The organism is Xanthobacter sp. BG11Y11_SDJG (assembly GCF_057364445.1).
Genome location: NZ_JBNFNU010000636.1, coordinates 1 through 1,523 on the forward strand (window position 1 = coordinate 1; position 1,523 = coordinate 1,523).

Below are 1,523 nucleotides of genomic sequence, written 5' to 3' on the forward strand. Positions count from 1 at the left end.
CGGTACTGCTACGCGGCCCGGCCCTCGGCGAGGCGCGGGCATGGTCGAGCGCCATCTCCAGGCGGTCGTTGCCCCAGAACAGCTCCCCGTCGGCGGTCACGAAGCTCGGCGCGCCGAACAGGCCGAGCCGCTGCGCCGCCGCGGTCTCGGCGCGCAGCCGCTCCTTGTTTGGCCGGGGCCTCCGCCTCGGCGAGGATGTCGTCGCAGAAGTGGCCCAGGCGGCGAGCACTTGGCGCAGGGTCTCGCGCGCGCTGATGTCCCGGCCCTGGGCAAACTCCGCCAGGTAAACCGCGCGCGAGAAAGCCGGGCGCGAGGCGTCGTCGAGCCAGACCGCCACGCGCGCCGCCAGCAGCGCATTGGCCGGGAACGGCTCCGGCCGCGTCACCGCCGGCAGGCCGACGATCCGCACCAGGCGGTCGAGGTCGCGCCACATGTGCTCGCGCTTGAGCGGCACCGTGGCGAGCGGGGACTGCTCGTGGCCCTGCGCCTGGAAGATCGGGCCGAGCAGGAATGGCCGCCAGCGCACGTCGACGCCGGCGCCCTCCGCCACAGCGGCGATGCGCATGGCCGCGAGATACGAATAAGGCGAGGCGAACTCGTAGAAGAAATCAAGCGATGCTTTGGACATGCGCGCCTCCTCCAGCCGCGTTTGCCGCAGTGTCCTGCGCCGCCCCGCGCTCCACAAGCGCGCTTGGCGCAGGACCGCCTTGCAGCCGGCGGAGGCGCGCGCCGGCGGGCTCCGGCGGCATCGCCATCCGGCGGCGTTTCCCCTTAGATTGGGGGCGACTGGCGGGCGGATCGATTGGATCGGTCCGGCACGGGAGCACCCATGTCCGCACCACCCCCTTCGCCGGATCCCAACGGCGCCGAAGCCCCGCCGCCGTCCCGGCTGTCCGGCCGACTGCGGGGCCTTATCGGCTGGACCCATCTGAAGCTCGGGCTGCGCGCCACCATCGCCGCGGTCGCCGCCGCTGGGCTGGCCTACGGGCTGGCGCTGCCCAACGGCTACTGGGCGGTGCTCACCGCGATCCTGGTGGTCCAGTCCACCATCGGCGCCAGCCTGTCGGTGGCGGTGGACCGGGCCGCCGGCACCGTGGTGGGCGGCGCCATCGGCGTGGCGGCGGCGCACCTTGCGGGGCCGTCCGTGCCGCTCACCTTCCTCGCCCTGGCCGTCGGCGTCCTCATCACCAGCACGCTCGCGGCGCGCTATGCGAGCTTCAAGCTCGCGCCGATCACGGTCGGCATCGTCCTGCTGTCCGACCCGACCCATGCCGAGCCGCTGCTGTCGGGCCTGCACCGGGTGATGGAAATCGCCATCGGCGGGGTGGTGGGGGTCGCCTGCGCCATCCTGGTCCTGCCCGAGCGCGCGCTGGTGAGCCTGTTTTCCCCAGTGCGCACCGCGCTGCGCCTGTCCGGCCGGTTGCTGGAATTTGGGGCGGCGACGGCCTGCTCGGGCGCGGGCTCGACCCGTCGGCCCCTCGACCGGCTCAATGCCGGCGCGGCGCACGGCGCTTCGGGCGGCG

Annotated in this window: 2 protein-coding genes; one reads left to right on the forward strand and one right to left on the reverse strand. The window is 73.8% G+C overall.

The genetic code is table 11. The features are described from left to right. Positions 1-628, reverse strand: a 628-nt coding sequence (locus tag AC2W7M_RS25225; RefSeq protein WP_486135825.1) for a DsbA family protein, incomplete at its 3' end; no start/stop codon positions are given. Between the two features lie 201 nt (positions 629-829). Between AC2W7M_RS25225 and AC2W7M_RS25230 the strand changes: the two genes are divergently transcribed. Beyond that, the coding region (locus AC2W7M_RS25230; RefSeq protein ID WP_486135827.1) for an FUSC family protein at positions 830-1,523 on the forward strand (694 nt) is incomplete at its 3' end.